Here is a 20,541-nt window from a genome sequence, read left to right as displayed (position 1 = left end):
AGCTCTGCCATGAAAGCCCTCGTCCTGGAAAAGATGAACCAGCTCGCACTCCGTGAGATCGACGTGCCTGAGAAACTCGGTCCGCAGGACGTGCGGATCGCAATCCACACCGTCGGCGTCTGCGGCTCGGACGTACACTATTACACCCACGGCCGGATCGGAGACTATGTCGTCCGCGGCCCCATGGTGCTCGGCCACGAAGCCGCCGGTGTCGTCATCGAGATCGGAGCCGAAGTGGCCAACCTGAAAGTCGGGGACCGGGTCTGCATGGAGCCTGGCGTGCCCAACCTTTCATCACGGGCAAGCAAGCTCGGCATCTACAACGTCGATCCCGACGTCACGTTCTGGGCAACGCCTCCCATTCACGGCGTGTTGCGACCGCAGGTCGTCCATCCGGCCGCCTTCACCTACAGGCTGCCCGAGCGGGTCTCGTTCGCGGAAGGCGCGATGGTCGAACCGTTCGCCATCGGCATGCAGGCCGCATCGCGGGCCCGTATCGTTCCCGGCGACATAGCCGCGGTGATCGGTTGCGGACCGATCGGCATTATGGTGGCGCTGGCCGCCCTGGCCGGGGGCTGCAGCAAGGTCTACATCAGCGACTTCAGCGCGCCGAAACTGGAGATCGCCGGTCGCTACCCCGGCATCGTTCCTGTCGACCTGAACCACGCAACGCTCGCCGACATCGTCTCGGCCGAGACGGATGGATGGGGCGTCGACATCGTCTTCGAGGCAAGCGGCAATCCCAAGGCTTTCAGCGACATTTTCCGGCCGGTGCGGCCCGGGGGCGCGATCGTCCTGGTGGGGCTTCCCGTCGATCCCGTCGCGGTCGACGTGCCGGCGGCGATTTCCAAGGAAGTGCGGATCGAGACCGTGTTCCGCTACGCAAACATTTTCGAACGGGCCTTGCAGCTTATCGCCTCCGGCAAGGTCGACCTGAAACCGCTGATAACCGACACGTTCGATTTCGGGCGAAGCATTCTCGCATTCGAACGGGCTGCCCGCGGCCTGCCCGGCGACGTCAAACTGCAGATCCGCATGAACGAAGAGAGGACCTAGCGATGTCGGCCATCGTCTGCTCTCACATTGCCAAGGCATACGGTTCAACTTCCGTCATCCGGGACTTCAACCTGGAGATCAACGACCACGAATTCGTCGTGTTCCTCGGGCCGTCGGGCTGCGGAAAATCGACCCTGCTGCGCATGCTCGCCGGGCTGGAGCAGATCAGCGGCGGCGAGCTCCGCATCGACGGGCGCGTCGTCAACGAGGTGGAGCCACGCGAGCGCGGCATCGCCATGGTCTTCCAGAACTATGCGCTCTATCCGCACATGACCATCTTCGACAACATCGCGTTCGGACTGAGGCGACTGAAGGTGCCCTTCAGCGAGATCGAGCAGCGCGTGGGATCTGTCTCCGCAACGCTGGGCCTCGATCCCTACCTCAATCGCAAACCCTCCGAACTGTCTGGCGGCCAGCAGCAGCGCGTGGCGATAGCCAGGGCGATGATCAAGACCCCTAAGGTGTTCCTGTTCGACGAGCCGCTGTCCAATCTGGATGCCAAGCTGCGCAACCACATGCGCGTGGAAATCGCAAAGCTGCACCAGAGCCTGAAGACGACGACCGTCTATGTAACGCATGACCAGCTTGAGGCCATGACCCTGGCGGACCGCATCGTGCTGATGCGATCCGGACAGATCGAGCAGGTTGCAACCCCGGAAGAGATCTACGAACGTCCGAGAACACAGTTCGTCGCCGGTTTCATCGGCACGCCGGCCATGAACTTCCTGGATGTCACGGCATGGAAAAGCAACAACGGCTGGCGACTGGAAGCTGCAAAGCAGAGCTTCCTGATTTCGGGTCATGCATTCAGGCCACAGGACGGTATGCGGGCCGTGCTTGGGATCCGCCCCGCTGATTTCTCGCTCGGCGGTGGGAAGGACGCCGCGATCGCGCTTTCCGGCAGGGTCGCGCTTGCCGAGTTTCATGGCAATGACGCGTTGATTTCAGTGCCGTTCGGCTCCGGCGAAGTGACAGCGATCGTTCCGTCAGCGGCGCGTATCCGTGTCGGTGACGAAGTCATCCTGACCGCGACGGAAGAGCGCCTGCATCTTTTTGACCAGGCGAGCGGCGAGACCCTGCGCGCCTAGCCGACGATACTAATCGCGCGGCGCTCATCGTGTTGCGGATGCACTTTTGCGCACGACAGCAACCATGAGTTTGGCCAGTGCCGGCCGCTGCTTCCCGCCGGCAACGCCGTTTGACGCCTGCCGTGGTGGGGCATCACGAAAGGTTCGATACTCGACAGGCGCTGGCCAAAGCCCAGTTTCAGGTATGAACTTCGACCCCGCTGGCGCGCACCTTGCCGAGCAGTGGGGTCTGCGGCAGGGAGTCGGTGACCAGGATATCGACATCCCGCAACGAGCCGAGTCTGACCAGCGCGCGCCGGCCGAACTTGCTCGAGTCGACAGCCAGGATCTTGCGCCCGGATTGCGCCAGTGCCGCGGAAACAACCGCCACCTCGGCGTGGTCGTCGTCGCAGATATCGCCGTCGTCATCGATGCCGCTGACCGAAATGATGGCCAGGTCGAACTTGAAGCGGCGAACATAGTCGGCCGTGTCCTCCTGGAACACGCCACCGTCGACAGGGCGGACGAACCCGCCGGGCACGGCGATGGAGAAACTGGAATTTTCGCTCAAGATGGTCGCGACGCGCAGGCTGTAGGTGACGACCCGCAAATCGCGCCGCGACATCAGGGCCTGCGCCACCGCTTCGCAAGTCGTTCCGGTATCGATGAAAACGGCTGCCCCATCGGGAACAAGGTCGGCGACGATCGCTGCCACCTTGGCCTTCTGCGCGGCGTTTTCAGTCCGCCTTTGCCGCAGCGCTATGGGGTCGATCGTCGTTATGGTGGCAGCACCGCCATGCAGCCGCCTGACGCGCCCCATCTGCTCCAGCGCCATGACATCGCGGCGCGCGGTCTGTGTCGTTACCGAAAACAGGCGCGTGATCTCGTCGATCGAGATGTAGTGGTTCTGCTGGATATAGCGCAGAAGGAACGCCTGCCGGCTCTCCTTCTTGCCAATCCCCTCACCCGTTGTCGCCTCAACGCTCATCCGAATCTCGTGCCCCACTCCCCGGCCCATGTTGTGAGCCTCGATCGGAGACAACTCAAGACATCGAAAATTGGAATGTTGTCAAACCCACACGGCTGGTGTGTAATGTTGTCAAACTGACATATCCGGAGACTAATGTTGGAAAAGTAACATTTCAGGCAGAGGGGATCGTCCATGCGCAACAACGCAGGTGCAGGCAACAGAAACGCGATATCACGCCTCGGCCTTGCGGCCAGCGTCGTCACCCTGGCCACCGCGGCGGCGTGGACGCCGGCGTCGGCCCAGACCAACAACCATTCCGTCAAGTTCATGGCGTTCAACATCTGGAATGTCGGGCAAAACTCCAAGATGTGGGACCCGATCCAGAAAGCAGCAGGCAAGTTCGTCTTCGCCGACGCCATGAAAGAGCTGATCCGGAACGTCGCTCCGGACGTGTTCGTCCTTCCCGAACTGAACAACAACAACAAGGTCGCCAACGGCCAAAACCTCGTCGATGCCTTTTCGCAGAACACGATCGATGCGATGAACCTCGTGCCGCGCAAGCAGCCAGGTTTCCTTCCCGCTCAAAAGAACCCCGACGAAGGCGGCAAAGGCAATGGCAGCATCTTCTCCACGGTTCCTTTCACCAATCTGCCTGGCGACGTCGTGCGCATCAGCCCCGGCAACGGCTTTCCCGATACCGTCGTCAACAGCGTCCACATGAACTACTATGACGAGCCCACCAATCGCCTGAAACAGGCAAAGGAACTCAACACCGCCGCTGCCGGAACCGCGATCCCGACCGTGATCCTCGGCGATTTCAACGCCGGCGATGTCTCCGAGCGCGGCCTGCACCGCGCCGAACAGCAGGCGACGCTGTTTGCACGCACGGTGGTCGACCCCAATGCGACCGCACTTTGGAAAACCCTTGCCCAGCAATATGTGCCGCAGGGCCAGGAGGCGGCCTTCACCAACTATTCCAATGACATGCGGACCGTCGAAGGCAACGGCCAGGCAAAGTTCCGGAACGTCATCACCAGCTACTTCAACAGTCATCGATCGGAGTTCCCCGGCATCACCAGCATCTCGCAGATGAGCTGGCGGCAGTGGGAAGAAATCGTCGCCAAGGACATGGCATCGAAGGGGCTGAACTTCGCCGATGAAACCTATCCGGTTGCCGCCAACCTGCCGGTGACGATGAATGTGCTGAAGAAGCAATATCAGCTCTTCCAGCTGGAGCGGAACCGGGAGCAGTTCCAGCCGAGCCGCGTCGGAGACGGGCGCGCGACCTGGACGAGCGACGGCGAGGACAAGACCAACACCTGGGAAAGCTGGGATCGCGTCACCATCGACCACGTGATGATGTCGCGTCCCTTCGCCAAATGGACCGAGATCGCCGACACCGGCGAATATTCGGGCAATCTGGCCAAGAAGGCGCAACTGCCGAACGGCAATTCGTTTTCGGACCATGAGCCGGTCGCGCAGGAACTGCGCTGGGTCGGGCCGCAACTTCAGAGCTATGACGAAGGCGGCACGGCCAAGACCCGGCTTGTATGGGGCTCCGAGGCCTACAACTTCGAGGGGCGCAACAAGGAATTCTACCTGACGCGGAACAACAACCGCAACGACATCTATCTCGGCCAGATCGCCGACGCCGACGGCAATCCGATCCTTACCGGTCTGACGCTCGCCGAGAAGAAGACGCTGCTCGACTGCGGCAGCAAGGATGCCCGCTTCAGCCAGGCGATCAAGGAATACTGCATCGACGACCATTCCTTCATCGGCGAAACGCTGGTGACCGACGGCGGAACCGTCATCGTCGATGAGGACGCCGCCCTCGGCGGCTCGGCGGCCAGGCTTCGACTGGCCAATGGCGGCCTGCGGATAGCCGGCCAGGCGATGAACGACCTCAATCGTTCCGTCGTGCTCGAACAGAACGGCTGGATAGACATTGCCGATGCCGGCAATGCCGTCGCCGTCGACCAGGCAATATCGGGACAAGGCAGCCTGACCAAGCGGGGCGCCGGAACGCTCGTGCTCGCCAGCACCAACAGCTACACAGGCGGAACAGTTGTCGAAGGCGGCGTCCTCAAGGCAGGAACCGCAGGTGCCTTCGTCGGCGACACCGGCTACACCGTCAATGCAGGCAGGCTGGATCTCAACGATTTCAATCTGTCGATGTCATCATTGTCCGGCCGCGGCGGCATACTGGACCTCGGCAGCGCCTCGCTCGGCGTCAATCAGGCCAGCAACAGCTCCTTCGCTGGGACCATCGAAGGCACCGGCGGCCTGGTCAAGACGGGTAAAGGGATCCTGATCCTGAACGGCCAGAACACCTATGCCGGCCCGACACTGGTCAATGGCGGCGGCCTGGTTGTCGGCGACGACGGCCACGCAAACGCGCGTCTGACGGGAAGTGTCTTTGTCGCTGCAAACGCCACTCTTGCCGGCAAAGGCACCGTCGGCGATCTCGTGGTGGCCAACGGGGCCTCAGTCTCTCCCGGCAACTCGATCGGCACGCTTTCCGTGACCGGCAATCTCACCCTCGCCGCCGGCTCGACCTATGAGCTGGAGATCGATCCTTCGGGAACCTCCGACCGGTTGGCCGCAAGCGGAACCGCCTCGATCGCGGGCGCGGCCGTAAATCTGACCAAGGCGCCGGGCAACTATGAACCCGGCCGCCGCTACACCATCCTGACCGCGGATGGTGGTGTCATCGGCTCGTTCGCCTCGCTGTCCCAGGACATGCCCTTCATCGACCTTGGGCTGGCCTACGATCCGAAGAATGTCTATCTGGACATTGCCCGCAACGCGGTGGCGTTTCCGACCGTCGGCACGACAATCAACCAGCAGGCCGCGGCCGCGGCCATCCGGGCACTGGGCGGCGGCAACCCGGTTTATGATGCGGTCGTCTGGCAGACCAGTACGCAGGAGGCACGCGCCGCCTTCGAGCAGCTGTCTGGCGAGGTGCATGCCTCCGGTACGACCGCGCTGATCAATTCGTCGCAATATGTGCGCAACGCAGCCAACGATCGTGTCCGTGCCGCCTTCGGCGATGTCGCCGCAGCCGCCATGCCGGTCATGGCCTATGGTCCCGACGGCAAGGACATCGAAGCCGCAACCACCGCAAGGACTGCCGCCTGGGCCAGGTCTTCGGTGCCTGGAGCAGCATCGACGGCGACGGCAATGCCTCCCGCATGAAGCAGTCGACCGGCGGCTTCGTCACCGGCATCGACACCGAGCTTGCAGAAGCCTGGCGCGTCGGCGTGCTCGCCGGCTACAGCCGCACCTCCTTCGATGCCAAGGATCGCACTTCGTCGGGCGACAGCGACAACTACCATCTCGGCCTCTATGGCGGCACGCGCTGGGGTGCACTGGCCCTGCGCACCGGGCTCTCCTACACCTGGAGCAACATCGAGACCGGCCGCACCGTCTCCTTCCGCGGCTTCAATGACGGCCTGTCGGCCGACTATGATGCCGGTGCCTTCCAGGCCTTCGGTGAGCTGGGCTATCGCCTCGATGCGGCAGGAGCCGCCTTCGAGCCGTTCGTCAACCTCGCCCATGTCAGCCTGCGCACCGACGGCTTCACCGAAAAGGGCGGTGCTGCTGCCCTCAGTGCCGAGGCGCAGACCACCAACACCACCTTCTCGACGCTCGGCCTGCGTGCCTCGACCGACTTCATGCTCGGTTCGGTCGCAGCCTCGGCCAACGGCACGGTCGGCTGGAAGCATGCCTTCGGCGACACCACGCCGTTCACCAAGGTCGGCTTTGCCGGTTCCAGCCTGTTCACGGTGGCCGGTGTGCCGATCGCCAAGAACACCTTCGTGCTGCAGACCGGTCTCGACATGAAGGTGACCGACAATGCCACGCTCGGCATCTCCTACAATGGCGAGTTCGGCTCCGGATCGTCGACCAACGGCGTCGACGCAAGGCTCAGCGTGAAATTCTGACCTTGCTCAATGCCAGGGCCGGATCGATCCGGCCCTGGAGTCACGGAAAAAGAAAGCCGGCAAACCGTCAGTTCGCCTAGCGCTGCCGCACATCGCACAGCGTCGACCGCGTCAGGAAACGCTTCTCGCGTCCATTGTCGAGCGAGAACATCCCGCCGCGTCCAGGCACCACGTCGATGACCAGATCGGTGTGCCTCCACGCGCTGTACTGCGACTCGCTGATATAGACCGGTGTGTCGCCGATGATGCCCAGCAGCACGTCGCGATCGCCGACGATGAAGTCGCCGCGCGGATAACACATGGGTGAGGAGCCATCGCAGCAACCGCCGGACTGGTGGAAAAGCACCGGCCCGTGGTCGGCGATGATCTCGTTGAGCAACTCGATCGCCTCGGGCGTGGCGGTGACCTTGTCCTGCGAAAGCTTTTCCAATGTTCACCCCCGTCGTCGCGAGCGGCGCGGCGAAAAGCGCCGCGCCGCAGACGCAACTCAAAACGGCTCAGAAGAAGCCGAGCTTTTTCGGGCTGTAGCTGACCAGCATGTTCTTGGTCTGCTGGTAATGGTCGAGCATCATCTTGTGGTTCTCGCGGCCGATGCCCGACTGCTTGTAGCCGCCGAACGCCGCATGCGCCGGATAGGCGTGATAGCAGTTGGTCCAGACGCGGCCGGCCTGGATCGCACGGCCGAAGCGATAGGCCCGCGTACCGTCGCGGGTCCACACGCCGGCGCCGAGGCCGTAAAGCGTGTCGTTGGCGATGCTCAGCGCCTCGTCTTCATCCTTGAAGGTGGTGACGGCCACCACCGGCCCGAAGATCTCTTCCTGGAAGATGCGCATCTTGTTGGTGCCCCTGAACACCGTCGGCTTGACGTAGTAGCCGCCGGCCAGATCCCCGGGCAGGTCGTTGCGCTCGCCGCCGGTCAGCACGTCCGCCCCCTCCTTCTTGCCGATATCGAGATAGGACAGGATCTTCTCGAGCTGCTCCGAGGAGGCCTGCGCGCCGATCATGGTCGCCGGGTCGAGCGGGTCGCCCTGCACGATCGCCTCGACGCGCCTGATCGCCTTCTCCATGAACCGGTCATAGATCTTCTCGTGGATCAGCGCACGGCTCGGGCAGGTGCAGACCTCGCCCTGGTTGAGCGCGAACATGACGAAACCCTCGATCGCCTTGTCGAGGAAGTCGTCGTCTTCGGCCGCGACATCCTGGAAGAAGATGTTCGGCGATTTGCCGCCCAGCTCAAGCGTCACCGGGATCAGGTTCTGCGAGGCATACTGCATGATGAGGCGGCCGGTGGTCGTCTCGCCGGTGAAGGCGATCTTGGCGATGCGCGGATTGGATGCCAGCGGCTTGCCGGCTTCGAGGCCGAAACCGCTGACGACATTGACCACGCCCGGCGGCAGGATGTCGGCGATCAGCTCCAAAAGCACATGGACCGATGCAGGCGTCTGCTCGGCGGGCTTCAACACGACGCAATTGCCGGCGGCAAGTGCCGGCGCCAGCTTCCATACCGCCATCAGGATCGGGAAGTTCCATGGGATGATCTGGCCGACGACGCCGAGCGGCTCATGGAAATGGTAGGCGACCGTGTCGTGGTCGATCTCGGAAATCGAACCTTCCTGGGCGCGAACTGCCGCGGCGAAATAGCGGAAGTGATCGATGGCAAGCGGGATATCGGCAGCGGTGGATTCGCGGATGGGCTTGCCGTTGTCCCAGGTCTCGGCGAGCGCCAGGGTGACGAGATTCTCCTCCATCCTGTCGGCAATGCGGTTGAGCAGCAGCGCCCGCTCGGCCACGCTCGTCCTGCCCCAGACATCCTTGGCCTTGTGCGCGGCATCGAGCGCCGCCTCGACATCGGCTGAATCGGAGCGGGCGATCTCGCAGAGCACGCGGCCGTTCACCGGCGACGTGTTTTCGAAATACCTGCCCGATTTCGGCGCCACGTACTGGCCACCGATGAAATTGTCATATTTCTTGGCGAACGGCGCCTTCGCCGAACGGTGAAATTCCACCTTGTTCATGGCATCCTCCCAGATGTGTCGAAACCGCCAGATGCGGCCCAGGGAGAGTGTTGCTGCTGGCCGGATGGTTGTCAGCGCACCGCGGAAAGCGAGCCCTAGGAGGTGTCGCAGAACTGCGACAGGTTCCTGACGCCGAATGCGCTAGCGCGACATTTCCAGCCGGTTGAGCTTCCGATGCAAGGTAGCGCGACTGACACCCAGCAGCCGCGCGGCGGCGGCGACGTTGCCGTCGGACCGCGCAAGTGCACGCTGCAACACCGCCCGCTCGGCCTCCCGCAACGCGCCGCCGCCGAGCTCCCGCTTTCCGAGCAGGTCACCGGCCGGGAGCGGTTTCGCGAGCTGGTCGGATGTCAGGCCGAGCGACATGCGCGCCGCGCGCGTTGCCCCGATCACGAGATCGTCGCGGTCGATCGCCAGCAGGCCGCCGGCATGCTTGTCCTGCGGGGGCGCAAGCAGGATTCGCGCCTCGGGAAACATCTGCCTGAAATGGTCCGCCTCGATGCGGCGCGCGGCATCCGCCACCGCCATCGAAATCAGGCCGGCGAAACCCTCGGTAAGATCCGCCCGACATGACGACACGTCGAGCGCGGCGGCAAGATTGCCCTCATGATCGAAGATTGGCGCGGTTGTGCAGGAAAGCCCGGTGTTGCGATCCAGAAAGTGCTGGTCGGCATGAATGGTCAAGGTCCGCTGCTCCACGATGCAGGTGCCGATGCCGTTGGTACCCTCGGCGTCTTCGCTCCAGACCGTGCCCGTCCACAGGCCCCAGGTCTCGAACGTCCTGTCGTCGCCGGACGCGCCGCGCCGATCCACCGGGATGCCGTTGGTGTCGGCAAGCAGGACGCAGCAGCCGACGCCGCCCACAGCGAGGTAGAGCCGGTCGAGGCTCACCTGGGCGGTTCGTATCAAGGGCTCGATGCGCTGGTGCGCCATTCGCAATTCCGCGCTTGTGAGCCTGAGTGGCGGCTTGTGCTCGGCGGGATCGAGACGATGAAGCGACGCGGAGCGTTGCCAGGACGCCACAAGCGCAGACCTCGCGGCATCGCTGGATTTGATGGCTGCCTGAATCTTGTCGGCATGCCTGGCGTATGCATGCATCGGCTTCTCCAGACGTCGTCTTTCGTGCCTTTGGTAAATGCTCGCTAGCTATACGTGAATATAACGGTCAGAATGGGGACAACACAAGCAAGCTGCCATAGGATGGTAACAAGCACTCATTGCCATTTCGTACAAGATCGCCCACGGTCATGAGAGAACCGGCGGCGATGACCAATCCGCCCCCCTGCTCTTTCTCGTTATGAACGGCTGACCATGAACGACTCCAGCAACATCGCCTTTCTCACCACATCGGAAGGACAGGATTGGCAGGCCAGCCTTGCCGAAGCGGCGGCCAGATGGCGTCAGGCCGGTAGCACGGTCGTCGGCGTGCTTTCTGCTGCTCCCGACGCTCAAGGCTCCTGTCGTGTCGGCTATCTGCGTGACATCGCTACAGGCCGGAAATTCTCCATCCAGATCGACAATCCGCCGGAAGGAGCAAGTTGCCATCTCGACTCAGCCGGCATGGATGCGGCCTGCCAGTTCCTACTTTCCCAGATCAGCACGGCCGATGCCGTCATCCTGAGCAAGTTCGGGAAGACAGAAATCACGCAGCATGGCCTGTGGGCGGCTTTCGTGACGGCCGCCGAAGCCGGCAAGCCGGTCATCACCACGGTCTCGCCCCGGCAACACAATGCCTGGCTGCAGTTTGCGCCCGGAGCTTTCGAGCTGACGCCTGACGAACAGTCGATTGATCGTTGGTGGCAGGCCGCCAGGTCCCGCCTGGCGGCCTGACCCAGGCTACTCGCCGGCAGCCGCCTGCAGTTGCGGGGCTTCGGACTCGAGGCGGTCACCCACCGAAAGCCCATGCGATTTTGCAAAGGCCGCGGCCGAGAGTTTCTGGCCTGCCTCGGTACGGACCTTGCCCAGCTCGATCGTCCCACCTTGGACGGTAACATGCACGGTCTGTTCGCCGATCGCGGCGATCTCGCCCGGCTTGCCCTGGACGTCGCCGAACCGGCGCACCGGATGCTTGCGGCTTTCGAACAGCCTCACCTTCTCGCCAAGAACAGTCGTCCAGGCGCCCGGCGCAGGATCACAGCCCCGGATCAGGTTGTGGATGGCATCCAGATGCGCGTTCCAGCCGATCCTGGCCTCCGCGTCGCGGCACCAGCCTTCATATGAGGCGGCATCTTCGACCTGGACCACCTCGACATGGCGGCCGGCGACAACAAGGTCCGCCGCTTCCAGCATGGCATCGACGCCGAGCGGGAAAAGCCGATCGAAATAGACGGTTCCAAGCGTGTCGTTCTCGCCGATCTCGACGGTTTTCTGCAGGATCACTGGCCCCTCGTCCAACCCGTCGGTCGGCCGGAAAATGGTCAGACCGGTGCGGCTGTCACCCTTGATGATCGGCCAGGTGATCGAGCTGGGGCCACGATAGGCCGGCAGCAGCGACGGATGATACTGGATGGTGCCGTGCCTGGGGATGTTAACGAAGGCCTGCGGGGCGAACTGCAGCACATAGGCCATCACGGCGAGATCGACGTCGAGCGCGCGCAACGCGCCCTCGGCTGCCTGGCTTTTCAGGTTGGGGAGCTGGAAGAGCCTCAAGCCATGCTCTTCCGCCGCGACCCGCAGCGGGTCCGGACGAGCGCCCGGCTTCTCGGGCGCGCAGAAGACGCCGGCCACGTCGTCGCCGCGCGCCAGGAATGCCTCCAGGACACTCTTGCCGAAAGCCTGCTGGCCGATGATTGCGATACGCATGATGCCTCCTCGAATTTGGCAAAGACCGTCCGTGCCCTCGCCTTCAGCGAGAGTCGGTCCTCGACTGTTGGTGGAAAGCCGGCAGCGCGCCGGAGTGGAAAATCAGCGTCCGGTGTTGATCCAGATCACCTTGGGCTCGGTGAAATTGTCGATGGCGGCCTCGCCATGTTCGCGGCCGAAGCCGGAATCGCGCGCACCGCCCCAGGGCAGGCGGATATCGGTCGGTCCATAGGTGTTGACCCAGACGGTGCCGGCCTTCAACCGCTTGGTGAAGCGGTGGGCGCGGCCGATATCGCCGGTCCAGACCCCGGCGGCCAGGCTGTAGACCGTTCCGTTGGCGATCCGCAGCGCGTCCTCGTCGTCCTTGAAGGGGATGACGACCGCCACGGGGCCGAAGATCTCTTCCTGCGAGATGCGCATGTCATGATGCACTCCGGCAAATACGGTCGGCTCCACGAAATAGCCGGCTGATCCGTGCCGTGCGCCACCGGTGATCACGGAAGCACCTTCGTTGCGGCCGATCTCGATGTAGTTCAGCACCCGGTTCATCTGGGCTTCCGACACCAGCGGCCCCATCGCCGTCGATGTTTCGAGCGGGTCGCCGACGCGGATCGATTGCGCCCGCGCAGCCAGCCGCTCCACCACCGCGTCGTGAATGCTCTCATGCACGAGGATGCGCGACCCTGCCGAGCACACCTGGCCGGTGTTGAAGAAGATGCCGGATCCCGCTGCCTTGACCGCGGTATCGACATCGCCGTCCGGGAAAATGATGTTGGCCGACTTGCCGCCGAGCTCCAGCGTCACCCGCTTGAGGTTGCCGGCGGCACCCTGAAGGATCTGCCTGCCGACGACCGGCGAACCGGTGAAGGTGACCTTGTCGACGTCGGGATGGTCGACCAGCGCCTGGCCAGCCACCTTGCCGAAGCCCGGCACCACGTTGAGCACCCCGGCAGGGAAGCCGGCTTCCAGAGCGAGGTCGCCTATCTTGAGAGCCGTGAGCGGTGTCAGTTCGGCAGGCTTGAGCACCACGGTGCAGCCGCAGGCGAGCGCCGGGGCGATCTTCCACATCCCGATCATCAGCGGGAAATTCCAAGGGATGATGGCGCCGACGACCCCTAGTGGCTCGCGGACGGTATAGGTCAGCGCGTCGGGCCGCGCCGGGATCACCTGGCCGTTGATCTTGTCGGCCATGCCGGCATAGTAGGTCAGCGTATCCAGCACGGCCGGCAGATCCTGCCGCGCGATCGCGGAAACCGGCTTGCCGGAATCGAGGCTTTCCAGCCTGGCGAGCTCGGCTTCATCCCGCCGGATGAGTTCCGCCAGCCTGAGCAGCAGCGCGCCGCGTTCGGATGCCTTCATCTGGCCCCACGGTCCTTCGAAGGCGGCGCGCGCCGAACGAACGGCGACGTCGATATCTTCCACGCCGGCCTCGGCAACCCTGGCCAGCACCTGTCCGGTCGCCGGGTTCAGCGTCTCGAAGGTGCGCCCCGAAAGGGCCGCGACGCGACGCCCGTCGATCAGAAGCCTATGCGTATCGCTGTCGATGACCCGGTCCAGCACATTTTCCTCCCAAATATGAATTTGAGTTCATATCTATTGTGCACGACCGCGACCCGATTGGTCGCTATCACCACGACCATGAAACTATTTTCATTGTAATTCTGAGGGAATATGAAATCTTCTGCCGAAAGAGCGGCAGAGATATATGATCGCGAAGACCTATCTTCTGCTGGAAATATATGAACGTTGATTCATATCTTTAAAGCGGCGACCGGTCAGCCATGGAGGAGGCATGATCCAGATCGAGATCGAACCCGTATGGCGTTTCAGCAGACGCGAAGGGAACCGCTCGCTGCAGATCATGCTGGATTTCCTCGCCGAAATTCATGCCACCGGAAAGATCACCGCCGCGGCAGACAAGGCAGAGGTTTCATACCGCCACGCCTGGAACCTGATCGAGAAATGGTCGGACTTCTTCGAGATGCCGCTGGTGGTACGCAAGCAGGGCAGCGGAACCAGGCTGACGCCGTTCGGTGAAAAGCTGGTCTGGGCGGGACAGCGGCTCGAGGCCAGGCTGAGGCCCCTGCTCCAGAACCTGTCGCAGGAACTCGAGACCGAAATCAACCAGATGCTGCCGAATGGCCCGCTGGTGCTGCGTGTCCATGCCAGCCATGGTTTCGCGGTGCCGAAGCTGCGCGAACTGCTCAGCCGCGAGCCGGGGCTCGACGTCGATTTTCGTTATGTCAGCAACCAGAACTCGCTCGTATCATTGTCGCATGGCGGCTGCGATCTTGCTGGCATGCACCTGCCGCAGGGGGACTTGCGGAAGCGGGCGATCGCCGTCAGCAAAGGCTGGCTGAACCCCAGCGTTCACCGTGTCATCGGTTTCGTCACCCGCGAGGTCGGCCTGATCGTGGCGCGTGGCAATCCGCTCGGGATCACGACGGTGGAGCGCCTGCTCGACCCGCAGATCCGTTTCGTCAATCGCGACCCCGATTCCGGCACGCGGCAGCTGTTCGAACTGCTGCTTGCCCAGCACCAGCTCGATGGAACCCGCATCAACGGCTATGAACACGCCGAATTCACTCATGCCGCCGTGGCCGCTTATGTGGCATCGGGAATGGCCGATGTCGCCTTCGGCGTCGAGGCGGCAGCCCGGCAGTTCGACCTCGGTTTCGTTCGCCTGCTGACCGAGGATTATTTCTTCGTCTGCCGCAAGGACATCCTCGAGGTTGACGCCGTCAGGCGTATCCTGAAGGTCATGCAGGGCCGCGACTTCCACAGCGCCATTTCGCTTGTTCCTGGCTACAGCGTCAGGGACCCCGGCGTCATCAAGACGATCGCCGACGTGTTTCGCAAATCGGAGTAGCCGGCGTTGCGACCCGGCTTGGGGTCGCGTCAGGAATAACGCGGCAGCACCAGGTCGCGCGTCAACGGCGCCAGCGCGACCCCGCCGGTATTCTGCGCATCCAGCCAGGCGATCTCTTCGATCTCGGCCGCCGGTCTGGGCTCACCCATGGCGCTGACTTCATACAGATCCGCCACAACCGTGGCGTCCGGCTGATTGGCCGCCTCGGCTGAAAACACACCGAGATATCGAAGCGCATCAGTCTCGAAGGAAAGCCCGAGCTCCTCATTCAATTCACGCAGAAGTGCCGCTTCGGGTTTCTCTCCCGGTTCGATCTTGCCACCCGGCTGCATGAAGGTGGTCGTGCCGCGCTTGCGCACGAGCAGCAGCCTGCCTCGGCTGTCCAGAATGGCCGCAGCCGCGATACGGATCGTCCTGTGTCCCATTGGCGGCGCTCCCGATCCAGCCGCGGATGCGCTGGCCCATCAGGGATGCGCTGAGTCCCACGGTCGTGTCGAGCCTGCGTCCCCGCACGGCTCCAATATGGGGCGCCGCAGGACAGGCACGCAAACCTGCTGCTCGATCCCGGAGAGACGCGCCACGGTGACGTCCACGCCGTAGAGCCTGCTGAGGGCCTCGGGTGTCAGAACCGCATCCGGCGTTCCGGAGGCGACAATCGTGCCCGCGCTCATCAAGGCGACGGTGCCCGCGCAGGCGAAGGCGTGGCTGGGCTCATGCGTGGAGAGCACGACGGCGATGCCCTCGCCCTTAAGAGCCAGTATCTGGCTAAGGATGCGCGCCTGGTTGCCGAAATCGAGACTGGCGGTCGGTTCATCCATGACGATCATGGCGGGGCGCTGCACCAGCGCGCGCGCAACCAGCGTCATCTGGCGCTCGCCGCCGCTGATCTCGGTATAGGGATGATCGCCGAGATGCGCGATGCCGAGCCGGGTGAGCGTCTCGTGCACGATCGCCCTGTCACTGGCCGACGGCCGGTCGAAAGTACCGATCCGGCTGGCGCGCCCCATCAAGGCGACGTCGAAGACACTGAAGGGAAAGTGAGCCGCCGTGGCCTGCGGCACATAGGCGACACGCTGCGCGAAATGCCGGCGCGACAGGCTGGAGACGGGGATGCCATCCAGGTCCAGCCGCCCGCCGAGAGCCGGTAGCAGGCCGAGCACGGTCTTGAAGAGCGTTGTCTTGCCGCAGCCGTTCGGCCCGAGCAGGCAGAACACTTCGCCAGCGGCGACTGAAAAGGTGGCGCCGCTGCCGACACGTCTTCCCGGATAGCCGAAGGCGAGATCGACGGCACTCAGCATCAGGCCCATCCCCTTGCCGACTTCACCAGCAGCCACAGGAAGAACGGTGCGCCGACGGCTGCCGTCAGGATACCAAGCGGGATTTCGATGCTGGCCGCGTTGCGGGCCAGCGTGTCCATGAGCACCAGGTAACCCGCCCCCAGCAGCACGCTGGCCGGCAGCAGCCGCGTGAAATCGGGGCCGACAAGGGCGCGTGCGAGATGCGGAACCAGCAATCCGATCCAGCCGACGATGCCGGAGACGGAGACGGCGGCGGACGTCATCAGCGTCGCGGCAATGATCAGGACGAGCCGGATCCTTCCCGTTTCCACACCCAGCGCCCGCGCCTCCTCATCGTCCAGCGTCATCAGGTTCATGCGCCAGCGCAGCAGCACCATCGGAATGAGACCCATCACCATCACGGGCAGGATCGAGAGGAGGTCACCGCGCGTGACGCTGGCAAGGCTGCCGAGCAGCCAGAAGGTTATGGCCGGCAACTGGTTGTAGGGGTCGGCCAGCACCTTGAGCAGCGAGATGCAGGCGCCCAGCAAGGCCCCGATCGCAATCCCGGCCAGCACGAGCATCAGCATCGGGTCGCGTCCCCGCGCCGCATTGCCGACCAGATAGACAAGTGCCACGGCAGCCAGCCCGCCGGCAAACGACAGGCCCTGGACCGCGAGGACCGGCAGCGAGAAGAAGATGCCACAGATCGCGCCAAGGCTTGAGCCGGCAGAGACCCCCAATATGTCCGGCGAAACCAGCGGATTGCGGAACAGTCCCTGATACACCGCCCCGCTGACGGCAAGCGCAGCCCCGACCAGCAGTCCGCACAGGACACGCGGCAGGCGAACGTTCCACACCACCGTGTCGACGATCGGCGGCTGGCCGCTCTCGCTCCCCGTCAGCCTTGCCGCGACGACGCGGAAAGCCTCCGCCAGGCTGACGCCGTACTGGCCGAATGACAGAGCCGCCACCACCACGAGGACCAGCATCAGACATGCGGCGACCCAGCCCAGCCGGGCTTTCGCCTTGCCGGTCGCCGAGAAAGCTGCCCCTGGTGATTGCGTCATCTTATGGTTTCGGCCGGGCATCCGCGAGCAAGGTGTCCAGCTGCTTGTCCGTCAGCTCGACATGGTAGAACAGCTTGTAGAAGGCGCGCACCGTTGCCGCCAGTTCGCCGGACGATTTTCCCGGATAAAGAACCGAGACCAGCCACGGCACGCCGATGAGCCGGTTGATGCCGGGAGGGGAATCGAACCAGCCGAACGGCAATGTCGGCGTGTGGTAGACACGCCGCTTCTGGACCGCGCCGATGCCCGACCATGACGGATCCTTGAGGATGGCTGCCTGGGCATCCGCGTCGAGCGTCAGGATCACGTCGGGGTTCCAGGCCAGGAGCTGTTCGAGGGAGACATTCGCCAGGCTGCCCTTGCCGGCGGCATCGGCGACACTGTGTGCTCCCACCGCGCCAAGGATTTCCGTGGTGATCGAACCGGCCAGGCCGGTTTCGAGCCCCTTCGGTCCGCGCCCGTAATAAACTTTCGGGCGTTCATTCGCCGGAAGAGTAGCCAGCAGCGAATCCATGTCCTTGAGCGTGGTTGCGGCATAGGCGGCGAGTTCCTCACCGCGCTCCGGCACGCCCAGCAGATCGGCGGTCTTGCGCAGCGTTTCAACGGATTTGGCAAAGGAGCCGTCGATCAGGACGTAGGGAATCCCGGTCTGCTCCTGCACCCGGTCCGCCAATGATGCGTAGGTCGCGTCGACCGTGCCGACATCGATGATGATGTCCGGCTTCAGCGAGAGCACCAGTTCCAGATTGGCGGTATTGCCCTTGCCGGTCAGCCGGCCATAGGCGGGCAGGTCCCTGTAGGGCGCGGCCAGGAATTCCTTTTCCCCGGCGCCCGGCTCGCGCACCCAGCCGACCATCTTGTCGGGCGCCAGCACATACAACAGCGTGGAGGCCGGCGGGCCTGCCGCCAGCACGCGCTCCACACGTTCAGGCAATGTGACGGAACGCCCCGCGGAATCGACGATCGTGCGGCCTGCGGCCTGCGCGGATGCGGCCGCCGCCACGCCAAGGCATAGAAGCAGGAATGCCTGCGAGAGCCGCGCCAGAAATCCCCGTCGATCCATTTTTCGTCCCCTCGCACGCTTCGAAATCAGCACGATTGTTATTTCTGTTCTGACATATCGGTCAAGGAAGGGGATTGCTGGCCTACTGCAATAAACTGTTTAGCGCAGACCACTGCCTTGACGGGATACATGTTCTTTGTATTTGTCCGTATATTACGCTTACAAATTGGGAGGACGCCCTGTCGTCACGTTGGCGGCGGGCAAGTCCGATCGGGGCATTGAGGGGGATTTTCATGAAGCGACTTTCGTCGACGACTTTGCTCGTCCTTTTGACAACCGCTGCCGCACTGCCGGTTGCTCATGCGCAGCAGCAGGGCGGGAACGTCGAAAAGAAAAAGGACGACGCACCTGCTGCGCCCGCCCGTGCGGGCACTTCCCCCGTCTTCGAGCTCGGCGAGATCATCGTCTATGGCGCCGCCGCCGGCACCTCTTCCGACATTGGCGGTCAGTCGGTGTCGCGCAGTGTGGTGACGGCAAAGGACATCCACAAGAGCAACCGCAACACGCTCGACGATGCGCTGGCAGCCACGCCGGGGGTCGAGGTCTCCAACACCGGCGGCAGCCGCAACGAAAGGCTGATCTACGTTCGCGGCTTCGATCGTTTCCAGGTGCCGCTCTATATCGACGGCATCCGTGTCTATCTGCCGGCCGATAACCGTCTCGACTACGGCCGCTTCCTGACGCCGGACCTTTCCGAGATCCAGGTGCAGAAGGGGTATGTCTCGGTGCTGAGCGGGCCTGGCGGCATGGGCGGCGCCATCAACCTCGTCACCAGGAAGCCGACCAAGGAATTCGAAGGCGAACTGCGCACCGGCGTCGACCTCGGCAACACCGGTGATCTTTCCGCGTTCACGACATCCGGCTGGGTCGGAACCAAGCAGGAGAAATTCTATCTCCAGGCCAGCGGTTCATTCCGCAACAGCGACGGCTGGTTCCTGCCGCAGGGCTTCAATCCGGCCCCGGTCGGCATCGGCGGGCCCGTGGAGGATGGCGGCCGCCGCGACTTCTCCAACGTTCGCGACTGGCGTGCCAACTTCAAGCTCGGCTACACGCCGAACGAGACCGACGAATACGTCATCAGCTACACCAAACAGCAGGGTGAGAAGGCCGCGCCCTACAGCATCTACGAGCCGGTGCGGGGTATCACGCGGACACCGCTGCCGGCGGGCGCCGCCTACCAGCGCGACTGGGAATGGCCGCGCTGGGACATCGACTCGCTGGCCTTCTACTCGCATACGCAACTCGGCGATGAGTCCTACGTAAAGACCAAGGCCTACTACAACACCTTCTACAACCTGCTTTCGGCCTATGACGACTCGACCTTCACGAGCCAGAAGCAGGCGCGCGCCTTCAACAGCTACTATGACGACAGCGCCTATGGCGTCAGCGTCGAGGCCGGTACCGAACTCATCCCGATGAACACACTCAAGGGCGCCGTTCACTACCGCCGCGACGACCATACCAACTGGGATCACAACCAGCCAGGCACTTCAGCCTTCGTCGACCCGAAGCAGACGAAGCTGGAGGACACCTGGTCGGTGGCGGTCGAAGACACCTTCCACGCAACCGAGCGCCTGGATTTCGTCGGTGGCATCAGCTACGACAAGAACAAGCTGATCAAGGCTCAGAAATACGACTCCGCCAGCAAGAAGATGTCCGAATATCCGCATGGCGGCAGCTCGGCATTCAACTGGCAGGGAGCGGCGATCTATCGCTACAGCGATGCGTCGGAATTCCACGCCAGCATTTCCTCGCGCACCCGCTTCCCGACACTGTTCGACCGGTTCAGCACCCGCTTCGGCGACGCCCTGCCGAACCCGGATCTCAGCCCCGAGCGCGCCGTGAACTACGAGCTCGGCTGGGCCGGCAAACCGACCGAAACGCTGAAGATCGGCGGCTCGGTGTTCTACAGCGACGTCTCCGACGTGATCCAGTCGGTGAGTGTTGGTGGCGGGAAAGTCCAGAGCCAGAACATCGGCGACGGCCGTTACCATGGTGTCGAAGTCTACGGTGAATGGGACGTGCTTTCCAATCTGACCGTGGGTGCGAGCTACACCTATCTGAAGCGCAAGCTTTCCGATCCGGTCAGGCCCGGCCTCAAGCCCATCGGCACGCCGGAACACAGCGCCTATCTCTATGCCGACTGGGTGCCGTACGAGAATTTCACCGTGTCGCCCAACGTCGCCATCTACAGCTCACGCTGGTCGACGGACCGGCTGGAGACCGCGTTCTTCGAAACCAAGGGCTTCGCGCTGGTCAATCTCAACATGAACTACAAGCTGAACGACAATTTCGAGTTCGACTTCGGCGTCAGGAACATCTTCGACAAGAACTACCAGCTTGCCTACGGCTTCCCGGAACAGGGCCGCACCTTCTACCTGAACTCGGCCATGCGGTTCTAGGGC

General features: G+C 63.3%; 17 protein-coding genes. 7 read left to right on the top strand and 10 right to left on the bottom strand.

Annotated features, from left to right (window positions below; translation table 11 throughout):
• Nucleotides 1-9 precede the first annotated feature (9 nt).
• Both ACFJIU_RS06850 and ACFJIU_RS06845 read left to right on the top strand, forming a co-directional pair.
• Nucleotides 10-1,056 (top strand): NAD(P)-dependent alcohol dehydrogenase, encoded by a 1,047-nt coding sequence (locus ACFJIU_RS06850; RefSeq protein WP_379069108.1) that lies wholly within the window; start codon nucleotides 10-12, stop codon nucleotides 1,054-1,056.
• Nucleotides 1,057-1,058: 2 nt separating this feature from the next.
• A complete protein-coding gene (locus tag ACFJIU_RS06845; protein WP_379069106.1) occupies nucleotides 1,059-2,144 on the top strand; it encodes an ABC transporter ATP-binding protein in 1,086 nt (361 codons plus the stop codon).
• A 178-nt stretch (nucleotides 2,145-2,322) separates the two neighbouring features.
• Here the strand turns inward: ACFJIU_RS06845 and ACFJIU_RS06840 are convergent, their stop codons facing one another.
• On the bottom strand, nucleotides 2,323-3,111 hold the full coding sequence (locus ACFJIU_RS06840; protein ID WP_379069103.1) for a DeoR/GlpR family DNA-binding transcription regulator: 789 nt from the start codon (nucleotides 3,109-3,111) through the stop codon (nucleotides 2,323-2,325).
• 174 nt (nucleotides 3,112-3,285) lie between these two features.
• On the opposite strand from ACFJIU_RS06840, the gene ACFJIU_RS06835 reads away from it, so the two are divergent.
• Complete coding sequence (locus ACFJIU_RS06835) at nucleotides 3,286-6,291, top strand: autotransporter-associated beta strand repeat-containing protein (RefSeq protein WP_379069100.1); 3,006 nt, start codon at nucleotides 3,286-3,288, stop codon at nucleotides 6,289-6,291.
• A complete protein-coding gene (locus ACFJIU_RS06830) occupies nucleotides 6,231-7,040 on the top strand; it encodes an autotransporter outer membrane beta-barrel domain-containing protein (RefSeq protein ID WP_379072993.1) in 810 nt (269 codons plus the stop codon). The genes ACFJIU_RS06835 and ACFJIU_RS06830 overlap by 61 nt, the downstream gene beginning before the upstream one ends.
• Before the next feature lie 76 nt (nucleotides 7,041-7,116).
• On the opposite strand, the gene ACFJIU_RS06825 is transcribed toward ACFJIU_RS06830, so the two are convergent.
• The 3 genes from ACFJIU_RS06825 to ACFJIU_RS06815 all read right to left on the bottom strand — a co-directional run bounded on the left by ACFJIU_RS06825 (nucleotide 7,117) and on the right by ACFJIU_RS06815 (nucleotide 10,153).
• A complete protein-coding gene (locus tag ACFJIU_RS06825) occupies nucleotides 7,117-7,470 on the bottom strand; it encodes a DUF779 domain-containing protein (RefSeq protein ID WP_379069098.1) in 354 nt (117 codons plus the stop codon).
• A 67-nt stretch (nucleotides 7,471-7,537) separates the two neighbouring features.
• Complete coding sequence (gene adh, locus ACFJIU_RS06820; RefSeq protein ID WP_379069095.1) at nucleotides 7,538-9,055, bottom strand: aldehyde dehydrogenase; 1,518 nt, start codon at nucleotides 9,053-9,055, stop codon at nucleotides 7,538-7,540.
• Nucleotides 9,056-9,196: 141 nt separating this feature from the next.
• Complete coding sequence (locus tag ACFJIU_RS06815; RefSeq protein ID WP_379069092.1) at nucleotides 9,197-10,153, bottom strand: helix-turn-helix domain-containing protein; 957 nt, start codon at nucleotides 10,151-10,153, stop codon at nucleotides 9,197-9,199.
• 213 nt (nucleotides 10,154-10,366) lie between these two features.
• On the opposite strand from ACFJIU_RS06815, the gene ACFJIU_RS06810 reads away from it, so the two are divergent.
• The gene (locus tag ACFJIU_RS06810; RefSeq protein ID WP_379069089.1) at nucleotides 10,367-10,885 is read left to right on the top strand and encodes a DUF2478 domain-containing protein; all 519 of its coding nucleotides are present in this window, start codon (nucleotides 10,367-10,369) and stop codon (nucleotides 10,883-10,885) included.
• Between the two features lie 6 nt (nucleotides 10,886-10,891).
• Here the strand turns inward: ACFJIU_RS06810 and ACFJIU_RS06805 are convergent, their stop codons facing one another.
• Both ACFJIU_RS06805 and ACFJIU_RS06800 read right to left on the bottom strand, forming a co-directional pair.
• Entirely contained in the window at nucleotides 10,892-11,857 is a 966-nt protein-coding gene (locus tag ACFJIU_RS06805; protein WP_379069087.1) for a methionyl-tRNA formyltransferase, read from the bottom strand.
• A 102-nt stretch (nucleotides 11,858-11,959) separates the two neighbouring features.
• Complete coding sequence (locus ACFJIU_RS06800; RefSeq protein ID WP_379069084.1) at nucleotides 11,960-13,417, bottom strand: aldehyde dehydrogenase family protein; 1,458 nt, start codon at nucleotides 13,415-13,417, stop codon at nucleotides 11,960-11,962.
• Between the two features lie 232 nt (nucleotides 13,418-13,649).
• Here ACFJIU_RS06800 and ACFJIU_RS06795 point away from each other — a divergent pair, with 232 nt between their 5' ends.
• A complete protein-coding gene (locus ACFJIU_RS06795; RefSeq protein ID WP_379069082.1) occupies nucleotides 13,650-14,726 on the top strand; it encodes a substrate-binding domain-containing protein in 1,077 nt (358 codons plus the stop codon).
• 29 nt (nucleotides 14,727-14,755) lie between these two features.
• Here the strand turns inward: ACFJIU_RS06795 and ACFJIU_RS06790 are convergent, their stop codons facing one another.
• From ACFJIU_RS06790 to ACFJIU_RS06775, 4 genes are read right to left on the bottom strand one after another with little or no spacing between them, the layout of a single operon-like run.
• Nucleotides 14,756-15,151 (bottom strand): NUDIX domain-containing protein, encoded by a 396-nt coding sequence (locus tag ACFJIU_RS06790; protein ID WP_379069079.1) that lies wholly within the window; start codon nucleotides 15,149-15,151, stop codon nucleotides 14,756-14,758.
• Between the two features lie 39 nt (nucleotides 15,152-15,190).
• Nucleotides 15,191-16,027, bottom strand: coding sequence for an ABC transporter ATP-binding protein (locus ACFJIU_RS06785; protein ID WP_379072991.1), 837 nt, complete (start codon nucleotides 16,025-16,027; stop codon nucleotides 15,191-15,193).
• Nucleotides 16,024-17,073, bottom strand: coding sequence for a FecCD family ABC transporter permease (locus ACFJIU_RS06780; protein WP_379069076.1), 1,050 nt, complete (start codon nucleotides 17,071-17,073; stop codon nucleotides 16,024-16,026). Before ACFJIU_RS06780 ends, ACFJIU_RS06785 begins: the two co-directional genes overlap by 4 nt.
• A gap of 1 nt (nucleotide 17,074) precedes the next feature.
• A complete protein-coding gene (locus ACFJIU_RS06775) occupies nucleotides 17,075-18,136 on the bottom strand; it encodes an iron ABC transporter substrate-binding protein (protein WP_379069073.1) in 1,062 nt (353 codons plus the stop codon).
• A 233-nt stretch (nucleotides 18,137-18,369) separates the two neighbouring features.
• Between ACFJIU_RS06775 and ACFJIU_RS06770 the strand changes: the two genes are divergently transcribed.
• Complete coding sequence (locus ACFJIU_RS06770; RefSeq protein WP_379069070.1) at nucleotides 18,370-20,538, top strand: TonB-dependent receptor plug domain-containing protein; 2,169 nt, start codon at nucleotides 18,370-18,372, stop codon at nucleotides 20,536-20,538.
• The last annotated feature ends 3 nt before the right edge of the window (nucleotides 20,539-20,541 follow it).

Source organism: Mesorhizobium sp. UC74_2 (genome assembly GCF_042701485.1).
GTDB lineage: Bacteria > Pseudomonadota > Alphaproteobacteria > Rhizobiales > Rhizobiaceae > Mesorhizobium.
Note: the sequence above shows the minus strand (reverse complement) of the source record. Positions and strands in the feature narration are given on the sequence as shown.

Coding starts and splice junctions, on each gene's coding strand:
- ACFJIU_RS06850 (WP_379069108.1), top strand. CDS start 10: ATGAAAGCCCTCGTCCTGGAAAAGATGAACCAGCTCGCACTCCGTGAG.
- ACFJIU_RS06845 (WP_379069106.1), top strand. CDS start 1,059: ATGTCGGCCATCGTCTGCTCTCACATTGCCAAGGCATACGGTTCAACT.
- ACFJIU_RS06840 (WP_379069103.1), bottom strand. CDS start 3,111: ATGAGCGTTGAGGCGACAACGGGTGAGGGGATTGGCAAGAAGGAGAGC.
- ACFJIU_RS06835 (WP_379069100.1), top strand. CDS start 3,286: ATGCGCAACAACGCAGGTGCAGGCAACAGAAACGCGATATCACGCCTC.
- adh (WP_379069095.1), bottom strand. CDS start 9,055: ATGAACAAGGTGGAATTTCACCGTTCGGCGAAGGCGCCGTTCGCCAAG.
- ACFJIU_RS06815 (WP_379069092.1), bottom strand. CDS start 10,153: ATGCATGCATACGCCAGGCATGCCGACAAGATTCAGGCAGCCATCAAA.
- ACFJIU_RS06810 (WP_379069089.1), top strand. CDS start 10,367: ATGAACGACTCCAGCAACATCGCCTTTCTCACCACATCGGAAGGACAG.
- ACFJIU_RS06805 (WP_379069087.1), bottom strand. CDS start 11,857: ATGCGTATCGCAATCATCGGCCAGCAGGCTTTCGGCAAGAGTGTCCTG.
- ACFJIU_RS06795 (WP_379069082.1), top strand. CDS start 13,650: ATGATCCAGATCGAGATCGAACCCGTATGGCGTTTCAGCAGACGCGAA.
- ACFJIU_RS06790 (WP_379069079.1), bottom strand. CDS start 15,151: ATGGGACACAGGACGATCCGTATCGCGGCTGCGGCCATTCTGGACAGC.
- ACFJIU_RS06780 (WP_379069076.1), bottom strand. CDS start 17,073: ATGACGCAATCACCAGGGGCAGCTTTCTCGGCGACCGGCAAGGCGAAA.
- ACFJIU_RS06775 (WP_379069073.1), bottom strand. CDS start 18,136: ATGGATCGACGGGGATTTCTGGCGCGGCTCTCGCAGGCATTCCTGCTT.
- ACFJIU_RS06770 (WP_379069070.1), top strand. CDS start 18,370: ATGAAGCGACTTTCGTCGACGACTTTGCTCGTCCTTTTGACAACCGCT.